We start from the raw sequence: 17,799 nt of genomic DNA on the forward strand, positions 1-17,799 counted from the left end.
GGTGGAGTGCCTCGGGCCTGGGCGTATGGGAGAACTACATGCCCCTGTCCCCAGTCCGTACGCCCCGCCCACACCGGGCCCGCCGCACCAGACGCCATGCCGGCGTGGCCGCGGCCGCGGCCGCAGGCAGGCGGGCCGTCCGGAGGCCGCCCCTGCTGTCCCCCGCCGGCGGCGTGCGTCCCGCCACACTGGTCGTCGCCGCCCTCACGGGTCTGCTCGCCCTGTCCGTGGCGGCCCGGGCGGGCGCCCTGAGCCACCTGTGGGACTTCCTCGACTTCGGGGCGGGCGTCCTGTCCCTCGTCTCGCTCACCTCGGCCGTCCTGTGGGGCCTCGCGGCCACCGACCGTACGGTGCTCACCTCCGGGCACCGGCTCGTCGCCCAGGCGGCGCACCGCGGCCTCGCCGTCGCGGGGCTGGGCTTCCTGCTCCTGCACATCTGGGTCAAGGTCGCCGAGGCGCAGACGGGGATCGCCTCCGCGTTCGTGCCGTTCACGGACCAGGACCAGCCGTTCCTCATAGGCCTCGGCACCCTGGCCGGATACGTATTCGTCTCCACGGCGGTTTCCGGCGCGGTCCGCAGCGCCTTCGCCACCAAGGGCCGCTCCCTGTGGTGGCGGGCCCTGCACTTCGGCGCCTACCCGGCGTGGGGCGCGTCCCTGGTGCACGGGCTCAAGGCCGGCCGCCCCGCCAGCGCCTGGGTGACCGTGGCGTACGCCCTCGGCCTGATCGGGGTCGCGGGCGTGCTCGCGATACGGCTCCGGGCCAGGCTGCGCGCCGCGCCCGTACGCCCGGTGGCCGTGTCGGCGGCCACCCCCCAGGGTGCGCCGCCCCGGCCGAAGAGGCCGCCGCAGCGGTTCGTCCGGCAGCCCGCGGAGTGGGCCGCCGAACGGCTGACGGCGCGGCTGGCCCGGCAGTCGGACCGGCGCTCCGTCGCGCAGCAGCCCGGCCCGGCCGCCGCGCCGGCGGGCACCGCCTTCGTACCCTCGCCCCGGCAGGCCCTGGAGCCCACGACCGAGATCCTGCCGCCGTACGGCACGACCGCGTACGCGCCGTCGTACGGCGCGGACGCCTATGGAGCGGACGCGTACGGCGGCGATGCGTACGGCACCGGCGCGTACGACACCGTGGTCATCCCCAGCGGCATCGGGGCCGCGCCGGGAACGGACCGGTCCGGCGGGTCGTTCGACGGGATGCGGGGCCGTCAGTGACCTCGATCGTCGACCCCGCCCTCGGGTGCGTCGGCCAGCCCAGGCTGCTGGCCGGACTCGATGTGCTGCCGCGGCTCGACCGGGCCAACCACTCCGTGGTGCACGGCCCGCTGCCGCAGTACACCTCGGGCGATCTCGTGGAGCTCGCCGAGGGCATCGACCTGCGGGGCCGCGGGGGAGCGGGATTTCCGTTCGCCCGCAAGCTCAAAGCGGTCATCCGGTCCGCCCGGACCAAGGAGGGGCGGACCGCCGTCGTGGTGAACGGCACCGAGGGGGAGCCGAGCTGCCTCAAGGACGCCGCCATGCTGCTGCACTCCCCGCACCTGGTGCTCGACGGGGCCCTGTTGGCGGCCGACGCCATCGGCGCCGAGGAGGTCGCCATCGGGGTGACCCGCGACGACGTGGAGCTGTCCCTGCGGGCCGCCGTCGCCGAGCGCGGCGTGGCAGGCGGCCGCGTCCGGGTCGGCAGGCTTCCCGAGCGCTTCGTGTCCGGAGAGGGCACCTCCCTCGTGAACGGCCTCAACGGAGGGGCCGCGGTCCCGAACGGGCAGAAGGTCCGGACCAGCGAACGGGGCCTGAGCGGACTGCCGACCCTGCTGTCCAACACCGAGACGTACGCCCAACTCGCCGTCGCGGCCAGGCTCGGGGTGCCGGGCTTCCGCTCGGTCGGCCTGGACACCGAGCCGGGCACCGTCATGCTGACGATCAGCGGTTCGACGGTCGTCGAGGCCCCGCTCGGGACGTCCCTGGCGTACGTCCTGGAACTGTGCGGCTCGTCCCCGGGCCAGGGCGTCCTGGTCGGCGGGTACCACGGCAAATGGCTGACGGCCGCGGCGGCGCGGACCGCCCTGCTCTCCCGGGAGTCGCTTTCCTCGCTCAAGGCCACGCTGGGGGCGGGCGCGGTCCTGCCGCTGCCCGAGGACACCTGTCCGGCCGGCGAAGTGGCCCGCGTGATGCGCTGGATGGCGGACGAGACCGCCGGCCAGTGCGGCCCGTGCGTCAGAGGCCTGCCCTCGCTCGCCGATGCCGTGGACGCTCTGGTGGCCGGGGGCGGCAGGCCCGCCCTGGAGGCGGTCGAGGCGCGGATGCGGGGCGTGCTGCGCCGCGGTGCGTGCAGCCATCCCGACGGCACCTCGGCCTTCATGGCCTCCGCGCTCGCCGTCTTCCCCGACGAGATGCGCGACCACGCCCTGGGCAGCGGATGCGGACGCCGTGTGCTCGGGGCGCTGCCCCTGCCCGAGGACGAGAACCCCGAACGGCTCGTCGTGGACTGGACGCTGTGCAAGGGCCACGGGCTCTGCGTGGACGTGCTGCCCGACGTGGTGCGACTGGACCGGGACGGCTATCCGGCCGAGGCCGTCATGTCGGTCCCCGGAAGGCTGCGTCCGATGGCGCTCCGCGCGGTGCGGCGATGTCCCGCGCTCGCGCTGCGCATTCAGGAATGAGCCTGCGGTAAACGGCTGCCGGAGACGGCAGTTCAAGGGTTAGCGCGATCTGATAAATTCCCGCTCATTCGAATTCGGTGAACCCGTCAGGCCTTATGAATAAGGCAGTAGACGAACCCCCCGGGTTCAACCCGAAGGAGTGATCGTGAACAAGATGCGTCGTATTTCAACAGCCGGATCGGTGGCCGCGGTTCTGCTGCTGGCGGCAGGATGCGGAAGCAGCGACAACGGCGCCGCGCGCAACACGAATTCCGTACAGCCGGCGGGTGCCGGCAAGGCGCTCGGAGGCGCGTACGACACGGGCTACGGAGCGGGCGGCTACGGGGCGGGCGCCGCCGGATCCGGGTCGGGCTCGGACGTCGGATCGGGCTCCGGTTCCGGCAAGGCCGGGTCGGCCGGGCAGCTGTCCGTACGGGACATCGCGAGCGTGGGCAGCGTGGTCACCGACAGCGCCGGCATGGCCCTCTACCGCTTCGACAAGGACACGCCCCAGCCCCCGAAGTCCAACTGCGACGGGGACTGCGCCACGACCTGGCCCGCGGTCCCGGCGGACGACGCCACCGCGGCCGCGGGCATCGACGCCGCCCTCCTCGGCTCGGTCGACCGGACCGACGGCAGCAAGCAGCTGACCCTCGGCGGCTGGCCCGTGTACCGCTACGCGAAGGACACGAAGGCGGGGGAGGCGAAGGGCGAGGGCGTCGGCGGCACCTGGCACGCACTGGCGCCGGACGGCAAGAAGGCCGTCGACAAGAAACAGAAGGCGGGCGGCGATACCGGAACGGGAATGGAAATGGGGGCGGGAATGGGAGGCATGGACATGAAGAAGGGGGCGGAACTTTCCGTCGCCGACAACGAGAAACTCGGCAAGATCCTGGTGGACGGGCAGTGGCGCACGCTCTACCGGTTCGACAAGGACAGCGCCTGGCCCATGAAGTTCGGCTGCCTCGGGGCCTGCCTGGACACCTGGAAGCCCGCCGCGGCGATCGACAAGGCGAAGGCCGAGGGAATTTCCGGCAAGCTGGTCGGATCGGTGAAGCGGCCCGACGGAAGCGAGCAGCTGACGATCGACTGCTGGCCGGTCTACACCTTCACAGGGGACACCGAGCCGGGCCAGGTGAACGGGCACAACAAGCAGGGGCTCTGGTTCGCGGTCACCGCCGAGGGCAAGAAGGTCCCGCCGACCGCGTAGCGCGACCGCCGGCCCCCTCGATCCCGCCCCCGCACCGAACCCTGTGAGGCAGTCAGCCATGCCCCGTTCACCCCGTACCGCCGCCTCCGCCACGGCCGCCGCCGCACTCCTCGCGACGCTGCTGTGCGGCGGCTGCGCCGCCCGGGTGGCGGCCGGTCCGCAGGCTCCGACCGACCCGAGCTCGTCCGCGGCCCCCGCCCCGGCCGCCGCCCGCCCCGCCCCGCTCCAGACGATCGCCGACGCCCTCGGCTGTACGCCCGAGACGACGGTCGACGCGGAGGAGCTGCGCGAAGGGGCGTGCGGCTCGGGCCAGGAGGGCTTCCGGATGGCCACCTTCACCAGCGAGCAGGGCCGGCAGACCTGGCTGACCGAGGCCCAGATGTACGGCGGCACGTACCTCGTCGGCCCCACCTGGGTCATCACGGGGGCCTCCGCCGAGGCCCTTGCCGGCGCCCACACCCGCCTCGGCGGAACGATCGAAACCGTCTCCGGCCACGGCTCCTCCCCCCACGAGATGCCGCACGAGATGCCCCACGACCCCTCGAACGAGCCCACGCACGACGCCTCCGCCCCTGCCTCCCACGCCGGCGGGCACGACTCCCCCAGTCCCGCCGCGTCCTGAGGAGGCGTCCGGCCCGGCCCGCGGTTAAATGCGGTGCCGGGCCGCTGCCGTGTCCCTAGACTCGCTCCCATGCCGCCACGGGACGTGGCGCGCACTTCGTCGACGAGAGGGGAGCCGGGCCGTGTGTCACCGCATCGCCGTCTTCGTTCCCCGGTCCCGGTACGACGTGATCCTGGTGTCTCCGTCTTCCCGATGACGGCTGCGCGGCCGCCATCGGACGCCCGCGACGACTGACACGACCCCCTGCCCGGTGCCTGCTTCCACGCCCGGGGCGGGCCCGGGTACGCCCTCGTGCCCCTCGGCACCTCCTTCGTCCGGGAATCGCGCCGCCCTCTTCTCGACCTTCAGGAAAGACCTCGGGCCATGCGCACCCACCTGCACACCTCGACCACCGTCCGCAATCTCGGCATCCTCGCGCACGTCGACGCCGGGAAGACCACCGTCACCGAGCGGATCCTCTATGCCACCGGGGCCACCCACAAACGCGGCGAGGTCCACAACGGCACGACCGTCACCGACTACGACCCCCAGGAGCGCGACCGCGGCATCACCATCTTCGCCGCCGCCGTCAGCTGCACCTGGGACGACCACCACGTCAACCTGATCGACACACCCGGACACGTCGACTTCTCCGACGAGGTCGAGCGCTCCCTGCGCGTACTCGACGGAGCGGTCGCGGTGTTCGACGCCGTCGCGGGCGTCGAACCGCAGAGCGAGTCGGTGTGGCGACAGGCCGACCGCCACGGCGTGCCGCGCCTCGTGTTCGTCAACAAGATGGACCGCGTGGGCGCCGACCTCGACCGGGCGGTCGCGTCCGTACACGAGCGGCTCCACGTCGTCCCGCTGGTCGTCCAGCTGCCCATCGGGCAGGAGGACGGATTCCGCGGCGCCGTGGACCTCGTGCACATGCGCGCGCTGGTCTGGGGAGACGCTCCTGACTCGTTCACGGCGGGTCCCGTACCCGATGCCCTGTACGAGGAGGCGCGCGGCCGCCGCCGGCTGCTGGAGGAGCGGGTGGCGGAACTCCACCCGGCCGCCCTGGAGGAGTACTGCGCCACCTCGGCGCTCTCCGCCGCCACCCTGACCGCCGCGCTGCGCGACCTGACGCGCAGCGGCGAGGGCGTCGTCGTGCTCTGCGGCTCGGCCTACCGCAACCGCGGTGTCGAACCGCTGCTGGACGCCGTCGTGTCGTACCTCCCCTCCCCGGCGGACATGCCGCCCGTACGGGGAACGCACGGCGCGGCGGTGGAGGAACGGGCCGCGGACCCGGCGGCGCCGTTCGCCGCGCTCGCCTTCAAGGTGAACGCGACGGCGACCGGACGGCTGACCTGCCTGCGGATCTACTCGGGAACGATGAGGAAGGGGGACGCCGTGCTGGACGCGGGCACCGGACGGACCGAGCGGATCGGACGGATCCTGCGCGTCCAGGCCGACCGCCACGCCGAGGTGGACGAGGCCGTGGCCGGGGACATCGTCGCCGTGGTCGGGCTCAAGGGCACCCGCGCCGGCTCCACGCTGTGCGCCCCGCAGGCACCGCTCGTCCTGGAGCCGCCGAAGGCCGCCGCCCCCGTGGTGTCCGTGGCGGTCGAGGCCGGCAGCAGCACCGAGACGGGCCGGCTGTCCGCGGCACTGGCCAGGCTGGTCGAGGAGGACCCGTCGCTGGTGGTGCGGACGGATCCCGAGACGGGCCAGACGGTCCTGTCGGGGATGGGCGAACTGCACCTGGAGGTCGCGGTGGAGAAGATCCGCCGCAGCCACGGGCTGCGGATCGGTGTGGGCCGCCCGCGGGTGGCGTACCGGGAGACCGTCGTGCGCGGGGTGTCGGGGCTGGTGTACCGGCACGTCAAGCAGGACGGAGGCGCGGGGCAGTTCGCCCACGTGGTCATCGACGTCGAGCCCCTGGACGACTCGGCCGGCGGCGGCGACGGCGCGGGCCGCGCCGGCGGCGAGGGCGCGTTCGAGTTCCGGTCGACCGTCGTCGGCGGGCGGGTGCCGCAGGAGTACGCCCGCGCGGTGGAGGCGGGCTGCCGGGACGCGCTCGCCGAGGGCCCCCTCGGCGGCCATCCGGTGACCGGGCTCCGCGTCACCCTGACCGACGGGGCCACGCACTCCAAGGACTCCTCGGAGACGGCCTTCCGGGCGGCGGGCAGGTTCGCGCTGCGCGAGGCCCTGCGCGCCGCCGCGATGGAGGTGCTGGAACCGGTGGCCGAGGTCGTGGTGACCGTGCCCGACGACGCCGTCGGCGGGGTGCTGGGCGATCTGGCCGCCCGGCGCGGACGGGTCTCGGGCTCGGCCGCGCGGGCGGGGACCACGGCGGTCACCGCCACCGTGCCGCTGGCCGAGCTGTTCGGCTACGCGTCCCGGCTGCGCAGCCGCACCCAGGGCCGGGGCACGTTCACCACCCGGCCCGCGGGCTACGCCCCCGTCCCGGTGGCGGCCTACCGGTCGGCCCTGGCCGGTTAGTGCGCGGCGCTCACCCCTTCCTGGAGGAGGCCTCGGCCTCCTCCAGGAACCCTTCGGGGAAGGGCTGTTCGGCCCAGATGGTCTTGCCGCGGGCGTGGTAGCGGGTGCCCCACAGCTGGGCCAGCTGCGCCACCATGAACAGCCCGCGCCCTCCCTCGTCGGTCTCCTCCGCACGCCGTACGTGCGGGGAGGTGCTGCTGCCGTCCGAGACCTCGCAGATCAGCTCGCGGTCGCGGATCATCCGCAGCTGGATCGGCTCGCTGCCGTACCGGATGGCGTTGGTGACCAGTTCGCTGACCACCAGTTCCGTGGTGAACTCCAGCCCCTCCAGGCCCCATACGGCCAGCTGCCGCGTCGCGAGCGTCCGGGCGCGGGCCACGACCTCGGGGTCGGCCGGAAGATCCCATGTGACGTGGTGCTCGGCCGGCAGCTCGTGCAGGCGCACCATCAGCACCGCCACGTCGTTCTGCGGCAGCACCGGGAGCAGCCGGCCGATCACCGCGTCGCAGGCCTGGTCGAGCCCGTGCGGCGGGGTGAGCGCGACGCCCGAGAGCGCCTCCGGGAGCCGTTCGAGGCCGAGGTCCACCTCCCGGTCGGGGGCCGCGACCAGGCCGTGGCTGAACAGGACCAGTACGTCCCCGTCGTTCAGCGTCATCTCCGCGCTCTCGAACGGAGATCCGCCCAGTCCCAGGGGCGGACCGCCGGGCAGGGCCACGATGGCCGGCTCCCCGCCCACCGGGGCCAGTACGGGCGGCGGATGGCCCGCGCACGCCACCGCCAGCTGCCGCGTGATCGGGTCGAAGACGGCGTACGCGCAGGTCGTCCCGGCGGCGCCGCCGGGACGCGGCCCGCTGGCCTCGTCGTCGCCGTGCTCGTCCACGAACCGGTGGATCTGGTCGTCCATGTACGAGAGCAGCTCGTCGGGGGAGAGGTCGAGGTCCGCGAGGGTCCGTACGGCGGTCCGCAGCCGGCCCATCGTCACCGCGGCGTTCAGGCCGTGCCCCTGCGCGTCGCCCACCACGAGCGCCACCCGCGCGCCCGACAGCGGGATCACGTCGTACCAGGCCCCGCCCAGCTCCGCCTGGCCGTGCGCGGGCAGGTAGCGGGTCACCGCCTCCAACGCGCCGAGCACGGGCAGCCGTTGGGGCAGCAGACCGCGCCGCAGGGCCAGGGCGGCCTTCCGCTCGCGCGTGTAGCGGCTCGCGTTGTCGATGCAGACCGCCGCGCGCGCCGAGATCTCCTCGGCCAGCAGGACGTCGTCCGGCTCGAACCCGTGGGCGCGCACGTGGCGTACGAAGACGGCGGCACCGAGCACCGCCCCGCGGGCCGACATCGGCACGAGCAGCCAGGAGTGGACCCCGTACGCACGGACCCGCGCGGCCTGCCCCGGGTCGACCGGGGCGAGCTCCGCGATCAGCTCCTCGCCCGTCAGCAGCAGCGGTTCGCCGCCCGCCATGGCCCGGGTGAACAGGGAGCCCGGTCCGGTGGTGAAAGGGTCGGGATCGCCCGTCGCGACCGCCGCCTTCACCAGGGTCCCGGGCGCGGAGGAAGTCGCCGCGCGCAGCAGGGTCACGCTCTCGCCCACCGTGCCGAGCAGGGGCTCCTCGCCGCCGAAGACCAGGGCGGGCAGGTCGACGTAGGCGTGGTCGGCGAACTCCGGCACGGCCACCTCGACCAGCTCCTGCGCGGTGCGCAGCACGTCCAGCGTGGTGCCGATGCGCGTGCTCGCGTCATTGACCAGGGCCAACCGCTCCCGGGCCCGGGCCCGTTCGGTCACGTCGGCCACGGTGTGGGCGAGGGCGATCAGCTCGCCGGAGCTGCTGCGCAGCGGGAGGATGGTCTCGGACCAGACGTGCTCCCGGTCGGGATCGCCGCGCAGCAGGCCCCGTACCTCGGTCTGGATCAAGGCCTCACCGGTCTCCAGGACATGGCGCTGGCGCGCTTCGAGGGCCGCCATGTCCAGCAGGTCGGGCGGCGCCACCTCGGACATGGTGCGCCCGACGAACTCCTCGTTCGCGAAGCCGGCGCCGCGGCGCAGGGCGTCGTTCTGCGCGATGAAGCGCAGCTGCGTGTCGAAGACGTCGATGAGGAAAGGGGACTCGGTGAACAGCCCCCTGATCAGGGCCTCGCTGAGCTCGCGCCGCCGCGTCGCGTCGATGTCGGTCGCCTGGATCAGCCACTGCCGCTCCCCGGCCGTGGAGGTCATGGGCCGCGCGTGGAGCGCGACCTCCACCGCGCGCCCGCTCCGGTGCCGCAGCACCGCGTGCCCGGGCTCGGAGCGGTCGAGCAGCAGATCGGCCCCGCGCAACCCGTGCACCTCCCGGGCGGCGTACCCGAGCAGCCGCTCCGCCCCCGGCCCCCACCCGATGACCACCCCGCGCGCGTCCAGCAGGGCGTACGTCTCGTCGCCCGGTTCCGCAACCACGCCGGAGGCATCGTGGAACACCGGGTCGTGCATCGCTGCGCCCCACTTCCGGATCCGCGGAAGGACTCTCTGCGTACTGCTCCGATTATCGCTCTGCGTCACCACTTGTGCAGCCTGGGTCGAGCCCCGCTACAGCCGCCCCGCACCCGTCTGAAAGCGGGCCGCCCGGAAGGCCGGGGGACCTGACCCGGCCCCGCGAACCGTTGTAGGCTCCGAGGAACGCCCTTGACCTGCACAACGCGGGCAGGGAGCAGACAAAACAGGAGCTTCCTCGTGCTTCGTACCATGTTCAAGTCCAAGATCCACCGGGCCACGGTCACCCAGGCCGATCTGCACTATGTCGGTTCCGTGACCGTCGACGCCGATCTGCTCGACGCGGCGGACCTGCTGCCCGGAGAGCTCGTCCACATCGTGGACATCACCAACGGCGCCCGGCTGGAGACGTACGTCATCGAGGGCGAGCGCGGTTCCGGGGTCATCGGGATCAACGGCGCCGCCGCACACCTCGTGCACCCCGGAGACCTCGTCATCCTCATCAGTTACGCACAGGTCGAGGACGCCGAGGCACGGGCGCTGAAGCCGCGCGTCGTGCACGTCGACGCGGACAACCGCATCGTCGAACTGGGCGCGGATCCGTCCGCCCCGGTGCCGGGAACGGACCAGGAGCGCAGCCCCCACGCGGTGGCTGTCTGAGGGGAGTCGGGGACCATGTCGCAGACCGAGGCCGGGGCCATCGAGTTCAAGGACGACCGCAAGGCCGGACGGCTGCTCGCCGTCGAGGACGGTGAGGTGGTCGGCCTCATCGCGTACTTCGTACTCGACGCGGCGCCCCACGCCCTCGTGGCGGTGCACACCGTCGTCGAGCCGGGGCACGAGGGGCGGGGCATCGCCGGGGACCTGGTGAAGACGTTCTACGGGATCGCCGCCGCCGAAGCGGTACCGATGGTTCCGCTGTGTCCGTACGCGGCCGCCTGGGCCGGCCGGCACCCCGACCAGGCGCCCGAGGCGCCGGCCGAGGTCGTCGCGGCGGCGAAGGCGCAGCTGGACGCGAGCCCCGACCTCTGGTGACGCCCCTGACCCTGCTGCACACGTCGCCGGTCCACGTGCCGGTCTTCGACGCCCTGCGGGACAGCGACCACCCCGGCGCCGTACTGCGCCACCTCGTGGCTCCGGAGCTGCTGGACCGCGCCCGTACGGAGGGCCCGGACGCGGTGGCTCCGGCCCTGCGGGCCCTGCTGGCCGGCTCCGCCGGACCGGTCCTCGTGACCTGCTCGACCATCGGCGCCGTCGCGGAGTCCCTGGCGCCGGAGCTCGGCGTCCCGGTGCTGCGGGTCGACCGCCCGATGGCCGCGGAGGCCGTCCGCAGGGGCCCGCGCATCGCGGTCCTGGCCACCGTGGAGTCGACGCTGGCCCCGACGGTCGCCCTGCTGGAGGAGGAGGCCGGGCGGGCCGGCCGCCCGGTGTCGATCACCACGCACCTGGTCGCGCGGGCCTGGTCCCGCTTCGAGGCCGGCGACACCGCCGGCTACCTGGACCTGGTGGCCCGGGCGGCCGACGCGCTCACGGAGGCGGACGCCGTGGTCCTGGCCCAGGCCTCGATGGCCGACGCGGCCGCCCTCACCACCACCCCCGCCCCGATCCTGTGCAGCCCGGCCCCCGGCCTCGCGGCGGCCCTGGCCCCCTGACAAGCGCAACGGCCCGCCGGACGTACCGGCGGGCCGTTGTGTTCCATCGGGAATCACCTGGTCGCGAGCGCCTCAGGGGGGAGCGGGAGCTCGTCCTCGAAATCGCAGACGGGCACCGCACGGATGCTGCGGCTCCACAGGCCCCGCAGGACATCGCTCACGGCCGAGACGATCTCCTGCGCGGACGCCCCCGGTACGGCCTCGCATTCGAGCACCGTGGGCCACCGGAGGAATTCCACGGCGGCGGGCGGACCGTCCGCGTACTCGTTGTGGGCGGCGACCACCGACAGCGCGGGGCCGCCGGCGGGAGCGAGCTCCGAGGCCGACGACACGAACGGATACTTCACGTAGACGGTGCAGTATTCGTACGCGCTGACGTCATCACTTGACGTTGATGAACGGTCCATTGTCGAATGCCCCTCCGATCTTGATGATGGAGACGTCGACGTGATCCACGTCGTCTCCGAGGATCTTGGATACCTGATCCCTGATGGGGCTCAACTTCGGCCGGGCGTCGCCGGCCGTGATCTTGCCCGTCTTGATCGCATGGTCCCGGGTGGCCTCGTTCTGGGAGCCGGGATTGGGGTTCTTCCAGCGCGCCGCGATCAACCGGTCGAACGTCTCCGGCGTCACCCGTACCGCGAAGTCGATATCGGATCCGCCGGTGATGTTCCCGGTCACCCGGCTGCCCTGGACGACCACGTTCCCCTCGGTCTTCAGCTGTGACTTGAAGACGCCTTCCACCTCCGAGAACTGGGCCTTGGTCAGTCCCTCGGGCACGCGCATCAGCTGGTTCCAACGGGTGCCCGGGCGAAGGGCGAACATGCCCAGGGAACCGCCGGTCATGCCCGTCATCAGGCCGAACTTGAACATCTCGCTCCGGGCGCGGCACACCCATGGGGAGTCGCCCTCGGGGCAGGGCAGATCGGGGACGCTCTCGGTCGTCGGCGGCGCCTCGTAGGGGGCGCAGCTGCTGGCGGCGGCCCACACGCACACGCCGTTGGGGGCCTCGTACTGGTACTTGCGGGGCCGCGGCATCTCCTTGAGGTAGACGGTGGTCTTCGACTTCAGCGTCTTGTACACCGGAAACTTGGATTCCCAGGTCTCACCCGAGATGAAGTTGGGCGACACGTGGGACTCGATGAAGTCCCACTGCTCGCCGCACCCGTCCGAACAGTCCACGGAGATCATGGACGCGCGGCCCGTGGGGTCCGACGTCGTCGTCGGATTGTTCTCCGCGTAGCTGTATCCGCTGAGCGACTGCCCCTTCTCGAATTCGAGGAGCGGGTCCACGGATATGAAGCGGCCGAGGAGGGGGTCGTATTCACGGGCACCGAGGTGGGTGAGCTTGCTGTCGGCGTCCTTCGTGCCGCCGACGAACCCCTTGTTGCCCGTCCAGCCCCCGGAGGACGCACCCCGGACGGCGCCGAAGACCGTGCTCTTGCGCCGACTCACCGTCTGCGCGGCATCGGCGGTGATCTGGGTGGTTCCGGTGCCGTTGCGGTCGTTGAACTGGAAGACCAGCTTCGACTGGGTCCGGACCGCCACGGCGGTGGTGCCGGGACCGTAGTAGCGCGTACCGACCACGTTCCCCGTCTTGTCCAGGCGCAGCTCGTTGCCGGCCGGCAGGTAGAGCGTGGTGCCCGTGGAATCGCGGCTCACCAGACGCTGGCCCGCCGGGTCGTACAGGTACTCGGAGGTGTTCGCCCCCTCCTTGACCGACTTCAGCCGTCCCTCCTCGTCCCAGGACAGGTCCTGGACGCTGGAGCCGATGGTACGGCTGCGGGTGTTGCCGACCTGGTCGTACGCGAAGGACTCGTCGTGTGCGTCCGTGCCGGTCTGCTTGACGCCCGGCAGCTGGTGCGTCCCCGCCTTGGGGGCCTGGTACGTCCGGACGGTGTCGGCCGCGGGCCCGGAGGCCGTCGTGTGCCGGGTCTCCGTCTTGCGGTTGCCGACGGCGTCGTACGTGTAGCTGGTCCAGTACGCGTCGGATCCGCCGACCACACCGGCCGAGGGAGCGGCGCTGCACTGCGGTGCGGTGCTGGTCCACGCATCGGTGATGCGCCGGAGCGGATCGAGGCGGAAGCACTGGGTGTCGGTGGTCCGGCTCGTGCCCTGCCCGGTGGAGGTGGAGATGGCCGTCACGTTGCCGGCCGGGTCCTGCGTGTAGTGGGTGTCCTCGACGCGCTGCGGGGCCGTCTCCTTGTCGAGGTAGGTGTCCGTCAGCGCCCCGGTGTGTTCGTCGTAGGTGTTCGAGAGGCTCACCGTCTGCCCGAAGGCGCCGTAGGACTCGACGAGGCTCCGGCCGTAGTGGTCGTACGTGACGTCGGAGATGATGGAATCAGTGCCGGCGCCCATGGAGGCCGTCAGCCCGCTGCCGTGGGTGTAGCCCGTCGTGACGGTCTCCTGCGGCAGGCCCCCGATGGCGGGGTGCTTCGTCCACACCGGCTGCCCGGTGTTGGCGTTGTACGAGGTGGTCCACTTGTAGGTGTTGGCCAGCGCGCCCTCGGAGTCGGGAATCGTGACCTGGGTGTTCACGGGCTGGTAGAGCCCGTTGTAGGTGGTGATGGCGGTCTCGTAGGCCTTGCCGCCCACGTAGCGCGTGGACTTGGAGAGCTGGCCCTTGGCGACCGTGTCGTAGACCCAGGCCGACAGCGTCGTGCCGTCCTTCTTCAGCGCGGTGCGCCGGCCCAGCTCGTCGTACTCGGTGCGGAGCGTGATGCCGCGCGCGTCCGTGGTGTCGACGGGACGGTCCGCCACGTCGTACGTGGTGGTCGACGCCCCCTTGTCGGGGTCCTCGACCCGGGTCTGGCGGCCCCGGACGTCGTAGCGGTAGGTCCACTTGGCCCCGGACGGGTCCGTGACGTTGTCGAGCCGGCCCAGCCGGTCGAAAGCGAAGAGCGTCGGCGCCCCGGCCGTCAGATCCTCCTTCGTGTACTCGGTCCGCGCCGTCGTCCGGCCCAGTGCGTCCACCACGGTGCTCACCGCGGTCCCGCCCTTCGGCGGGATGACGGTCGTGGTGTCACCCGTGTAGCTCGTCGACGTGCGCTTGGTCTCGTCGCCGAACTTCCGGGAGATGACGGCGGTGGCACGGCCCGCGCCGTCGTACTCGGTGTCCGTGGAGGCCGGGTACTTGAGCTCCTGGCCCTTGACCAGCACCGGCTCCGGCGCCCCGGTCGCGTAGTAGCCGTTGGACGTACGCCACTGGAGGCCGCGCGTGTCGAAGAAGTTCTCCGACACCAGCCGGCCGGCGAGGTCGGGCGAGGTCTCCTGGGTCTGGCGGGGGCGCAGAAGGCCGTCGTAGAAGGTGTAGCTGGTCCGGTACTCCGACTCGTGGTTGAGGCTCTTGGTCGTGATGACGTTCGGACCGTCGTTGCGGATCAGGTAGTCGAACATGAAGTTCGGGCTGTCGGGGTACGTGACGGCCGAACGCGTCGGCAGCCACACCTTGGTCACCCGGCCGAGCGGGTCGTACGCCGTGGCGGTCACCTTGCCGTTGGCGTCGGTGGCCTGCACCGGCTGGGCGCGAAGGGGTTCCAGCACCGTGGTCACCGCGTGCCCGAGCGAGTTGGTGACCACCGTCTTCGTGGGCACCTCACCGGACGCGGGGGTGAACGCGGTCTGCGTGACCTTGCCCAGGGCGTCGGCCCCGGCGCTCGGCCGGCCGTATTCGTCGTAGCAGAGCTGGTTCTTGGCCGGTCCGCACGTGCTCGGGACCGAGTTGACCGGGCTGTAGCCGACGCCGTCGCCGTTGATCTTCTCCGTCTGCGTCACCAGGCCCTTGGTGGGCGCGGCGCCGAAGGCGGCGTTGTCGTACAGCGTCCTGCTGTCCTCGATCACGTCGGCGGGCCGGTTCACCGGCTCACCGCAGGCGACGGCCACCGTCTCCGAACGCGCGGTCAGACTCAGCAGCCAGTTCGCCGTGTTGCGGGCGTAGGCCGTCGTCGTGCACCGCTCGTCGCCCGTCTTCGACGTGTCACCGGACTCCGAGACCGAGTCCACCATCCCGTACTCGTCGAAGTGCCGTGTCAGCTCGGTCTTGCGGTCTCCTCCGGTGACGCGGGTACGGGTGGCTTCCTTCTCGGTGCCGGTGCGGTAGGCCTCGAGGGCGGGCAGCCCGGCCCGGGCCCGGGTCGCCGTCACGGACGAGCGCCAGGGCGTCGTCGACGTGGCGGTGACCAGTTTCGCGGTGTCGTCCCCGTTGTAGGTGGCCACTTCCCGCTTCATGCCGGCGAACTGCTCCCGGTCGGTGACCGCGACGCCCTCGGAGTCCTTGACCGCCGCGCCGTCGATGCCGCGGAAGTAGCGCGCCTCCGAAAGGGTCTTGGGGTCGTTCGCGGCACCGGTGCGGGTCTGCACCCGTCCGTAGCCGCGGGCGATGGAGTGGACGCGGTCCTCGGGCTTGGTGAACTCGTCGGTGTTCTTGGCCCAGGCGGCCCCGTCCAGGTAGGAGTACGAGGTCACCTTGTCCGGAGTCTCGGCGAGGTTGTCGCCCTCGATCACCCGGGTGGTCACGTACGAGTTGAACCAGTCCTCCTTGGCGGTGGAGCCTTCGAAGGCCCACTTCACCGGGTAGCAACGCGTGGTGTTCGTCGCGTCCGGCTTGGGGAGGGTGGAGGTGGTGCACTCGGGGTCCGAGTAGTCGACTCCGATGGTCCCGCCGGTCTCCGTCGTGATCTGGTAGAGGCGCAGGCGGATGAACGGGGCCAGGCCGTCACCGGTCTTGTCCACCCGGTTGGCCTTCTGGACGCCCGCGAACCTCACCGGCGCGGTGGAGGTCGATCCGCCGACCTTGCCGGTGCGCTGCACGGATTCGAGCCACATGGGGGTCGATATGCCGTCGCCGGCGGCCGGGAAGCCCTGGGTCAGGGTCCAGGTGTCGACGTCCTTGTAGGCGCCGGCGGTCAGCAGCTTCGTCGTGACGGACGTCAGACGCTTGCGGGACCAGAAGGACGGCGAGTGCTGGTCCTTGCACTCGGTGGAGCCGTCCTTGCAGAACATGTCGAACGGCGTGTCCGGCCAGTTCTTGGCGTTCGTCTCGTCGAAGGTGCCGCAATTGCCCAGGCAGCGCTCGGAGACGTCGAACTTGACCTGCCCCATGGCCTTGGCGCTGTAGACGGCGTCGGAGCGCAGGCCGTAGTCGATGTGGTCGAGCCAGCCGCCGCGGATGTACTGCGTGGGCGTGGACTTGGCCGTCTCGGAGACGTTGCGCCCGTAGTTGTTGGTCTCGGCGTTCCAGTAGTACGCCATCGCGTTGCCGCGGACGTCGACGACGTAGTCGAGCTGCCAGCGCCAGGCCTGCTGGCACCAGGCCTTGGCGAAGGAGGCGTTGTAGCAGGGCTCGCCCGCCTGGTTGCCGAAGACCGGGACGGTCCAGGCGGAGTTGGTGGTCGGGGTCGAGGCGTCCTTCCAACCGGGAAGGCGGTTCAGGCCGAAGAAGTACTGGGTGCCGTCGGCCGTGGTGACCTTCCAGTGCTCACCGTCGTTGTCGCCGTTGGTGGCGCCGGTGAGCTTCTCGACTTTCTCGCCCGAGTCCCTGGCCGGGTGCCAGCCCTTGCCCTGCTCGAACACCAGCTCGCTGGTCTTGCCGCCCAGGTTCAGCGTGGCGTTGTCGTTGAACCAGCAGAGGTCGCCGATCTTGGTCGTGTTGGTTCCGCCGGTCTTGTCGTCATTGCACGACTTGTAGCGGCGTTCCACGAAACCGGGCTGCCAGTCCCACCCGTCGCCGATCCAGCCGGGCTGGTTGTTCGACGCGGATGTCTTGCCGTCCACCGCCTGCGAGGAGTAGTCGAGCGACAGCTCGGGCTGCAGGCCGCCGGGTACGGACGGCACGCCCATGGGGTAGGACCAGTTGAAGGCTCCGGTCGATCCGCCCGCGCTCCAGGAGCCCGAGGCTTGGAGGGGCGTGGCCTTGTAGTCGCCGGTCGGGCCGGCGGCGCCGGCGGTCGCGGCGAGGACCATGGCGCCGCCGGATGCCGCGGCCGCGGCGGACATCGCCTTCTGGCCGGACTTGGCTGCGGTGCCCGTGGTGGCGGGGGTGCTGACCCGGGTGGACAGTTTGCCGGTGCGGGTGTCGTTCTTGGTCTGCAGCGGCTTCTGGGTCCGGCACTCCGCGCGTTCGGGAGTGGTCAGGGCGCAGGCCGGGAGTTCCACCAGGTGGAGGCGGGCGGCGTAGTCGCCGCCGTAGGCCTGGCGGAAGGAGTTGTAGTCCACCTCGACCTTGGCCGGGACGGGGTTCGCGATGCCGTCCGAGCGGCCGAGCGAGAGCAGGACGCCGTCGACGCCGGCCTTGCGGGCGGCCGCCTTGTCGGCCACCGCGACCTTGACCCGGCCGGGGTTGGTGACACCGGCGGCCGGGCTGCTCTGCAGCAGGGCGGACTTCGCCAGCCCCGTGTCGGCCGGGGAGACCGTCACCGGCAGTTTGCCGGCGCGGCCGCCCGTGGCCAGGGAAACCTCGGCGGAGCCGGCCGCGGGCCAGCTCGCCTTCGGCTTCTGCTTCTTCCATGCATTGTCGGCCGCCGCGTCCGGGCGCTTGGCGCCCCCAACGGAAGCCTTGCTCACCGGAACTGCCTTCGGCTGGTTCGGCTTTGGCCGTGCCGGATTACTATCCGCGGCCATTGCCGCGCCGGGCAGCACGCCGGCGAGAACTGCGGCGGCCACGGCAGCCGAAAGTCCTCGCATGCGAATTAGTTTCACACCCCACCCCAACATTATCGAACTTATCGGGCGCAGACTAACAGCCTCTTTATCGACCCATCCGGG

11 protein-coding genes are annotated in these 17,799 nt (G+C 71.9%); 8 read left to right on the forward strand and 3 right to left on the reverse strand.

What is annotated here, in order from left to right:
• Nucleotides 1-38: 38 nt before the first annotated feature.
• The 5 genes from ACFYZS_RS06895 to fusA all read left to right on the forward strand — a co-directional run bounded on the left by ACFYZS_RS06895 (nucleotide 39) and on the right by fusA (nucleotide 6,927).
• Nucleotides 39-1,208 carry a hypothetical protein gene (locus tag ACFYZS_RS06895; protein ID WP_389007605.1) on the forward strand — a complete coding sequence of 390 codons (1,170 nt, stop codon included), beginning with the start codon at nucleotides 39-41 and terminating at the stop codon, nucleotides 1,206-1,208.
• Entirely contained in the window at nucleotides 1,205-2,653 is a 1,449-nt protein-coding gene (locus ACFYZS_RS06900; RefSeq protein ID WP_389007607.1) for an NADH-ubiquinone oxidoreductase-F iron-sulfur binding region domain-containing protein, read from the forward strand. Before ACFYZS_RS06895 ends, ACFYZS_RS06900 begins: the two co-directional genes overlap by 4 nt.
• A gap of 154 nt (nucleotides 2,654-2,807) precedes the next feature.
• Nucleotides 2,808-3,842: an SCO0930 family lipoprotein gene (locus ACFYZS_RS06905; protein ID WP_389008779.1), complete on the forward strand. Its 1,035-nt coding sequence runs from the start codon at nucleotides 2,808-2,810 to the stop codon at nucleotides 3,840-3,842.
• A 58-nt stretch (nucleotides 3,843-3,900) separates the two neighbouring features.
• Nucleotides 3,901-4,464 carry a hypothetical protein gene (locus tag ACFYZS_RS06910; protein WP_389007609.1) on the forward strand — a complete coding sequence of 188 codons (564 nt, stop codon included), beginning with the start codon at nucleotides 3,901-3,903 and terminating at the stop codon, nucleotides 4,462-4,464.
• Nucleotides 4,465-4,827: 363 nt separating this feature from the next.
• Nucleotides 4,828-6,927 (forward strand): elongation factor G, encoded by a 2,100-nt coding sequence (gene fusA / locus ACFYZS_RS06915; protein ID WP_389007610.1) that lies wholly within the window; start codon nucleotides 4,828-4,830, stop codon nucleotides 6,925-6,927.
• Nucleotides 6,928-6,937: 10 nt separating this feature from the next.
• Here the strand turns inward: fusA and ACFYZS_RS06920 are convergent, their stop codons facing one another.
• Nucleotides 6,938-9,385 (reverse strand): SpoIIE family protein phosphatase, encoded by a 2,448-nt coding sequence (locus tag ACFYZS_RS06920; RefSeq protein ID WP_389007612.1) that lies wholly within the window; start codon nucleotides 9,383-9,385, stop codon nucleotides 6,938-6,940.
• Nucleotides 9,386-9,625: 240 nt separating this feature from the next.
• Here ACFYZS_RS06920 and panD point away from each other — a divergent pair, with 240 nt between their 5' ends.
• The 3 genes from panD to ACFYZS_RS06935 are packed head-to-tail and all read left to right on the forward strand — an operon-like array spanning nucleotide 9,626 to nucleotide 11,037.
• Nucleotides 9,626-10,045: an aspartate 1-decarboxylase gene (panD, locus tag ACFYZS_RS06925; protein WP_327279746.1), complete on the forward strand. Its 420-nt coding sequence runs from the start codon at nucleotides 9,626-9,628 to the stop codon at nucleotides 10,043-10,045.
• A gap of 15 nt (nucleotides 10,046-10,060) precedes the next feature.
• Nucleotides 10,061-10,420: a GNAT family N-acetyltransferase gene (locus ACFYZS_RS06930; RefSeq protein ID WP_389007614.1), complete on the forward strand. Its 360-nt coding sequence runs from the start codon at nucleotides 10,061-10,063 to the stop codon at nucleotides 10,418-10,420.
• Nucleotides 10,414-11,037 (forward strand): aspartate/glutamate racemase family protein, encoded by a 624-nt coding sequence (locus ACFYZS_RS06935; protein ID WP_389008782.1) that lies wholly within the window; start codon nucleotides 10,414-10,416, stop codon nucleotides 11,035-11,037. Before ACFYZS_RS06930 ends, ACFYZS_RS06935 begins: the two co-directional genes overlap by 7 nt.
• Before the next feature lie 53 nt (nucleotides 11,038-11,090).
• Here ACFYZS_RS06935 and ACFYZS_RS06940 read toward each other — a convergent pair whose 3' ends face one another.
• Both ACFYZS_RS06940 and ACFYZS_RS06945 read right to left on the reverse strand, forming a co-directional pair.
• On the reverse strand, nucleotides 11,091-11,369 hold the full coding sequence (locus tag ACFYZS_RS06940) for a hypothetical protein (protein WP_389007616.1): 279 nt from the start codon (nucleotides 11,367-11,369) through the stop codon (nucleotides 11,091-11,093).
• Nucleotides 11,370-11,418: 49 nt separating this feature from the next.
• Complete coding sequence (locus tag ACFYZS_RS06945; RefSeq protein ID WP_389007618.1) at nucleotides 11,419-17,598, reverse strand: RHS repeat-associated core domain-containing protein; 6,180 nt, start codon at nucleotides 17,596-17,598, stop codon at nucleotides 11,419-11,421.
• Nucleotides 17,599-17,799: the final 201 nt, after the last annotated feature.

The organism is Streptomyces sp. NPDC001903 (assembly GCF_042891345.1).
In the GTDB taxonomy this organism is placed as follows: domain Bacteria; phylum Actinomycetota; class Actinomycetes; order Streptomycetales; family Streptomycetaceae; genus Streptomyces.